2 protein-coding genes are annotated in these 580 nt (G+C 46.6%); both read left to right on the forward strand.

Annotation, left to right across the window (positions count from 1 at the left end):
* The coding region (locus R7Z50_RS29440; RefSeq protein WP_318150006.1) for a hypothetical protein at positions 1-290 on the forward strand (290 nt) is incomplete at its 5' end.
* Between the two features lie 41 nt (positions 291-331).
* On the forward strand, positions 332-580 hold a 249-nt coding region (locus tag R7Z50_RS29445), incomplete at its 3' end, for a sigma factor (RefSeq protein WP_318150007.1).

The raw sequence follows: 580 nt of genomic DNA on the forward strand, positions 1-580 counted from the left end.
CTGCAGCCAACCCAGTAGCAGAGACGGTTGATGTCTACCTCACAACGTCAGTAGGGATAGAGGGCAGTGATCCAACCATCACAAACTTTGCGTATAAAGAAAGTGCGAAAGGATTGTATGGTGCGGCAGGCACTTACTACGTAACTGTCACCGTCGCAGGCAACCCTGACGCGGTCGCGATCGATTCGCTACCAGTAGACTTAATGAATGGTGTTGTCTACCAAGTGGTTGCTCTTGATGACGGAAACAATGGTGGCTTCAATCTTCTCGTTGATGACATCACCGATTAGGAAGAAGGGAGGTGAGTGCCTCCCTATAGTAAAGGCTGATTATGATGAGTGATAGCCCACAAAAACTGGGGCGAAATGAATGGAACGCTTACATGGATAAAGTAAAAGCCAAAGATAGAGAGGCTTTTGCGTTCGTATTCCGTTTTTATGCACCCAAGCTAAAACAGTTTGCCTACAAGCACGTTGGTAATGAGCAAGTTGCTATGGAGATGGTTCAAGAAACCATGGCAACGGTCTGGCAAAAAGCTCATCTTTACGATGGAAAGAAGAGTGCGTTAACGACTTGGAGA

Source organism: Vibrio sp. 1249-1 (genome assembly GCF_033340495.1).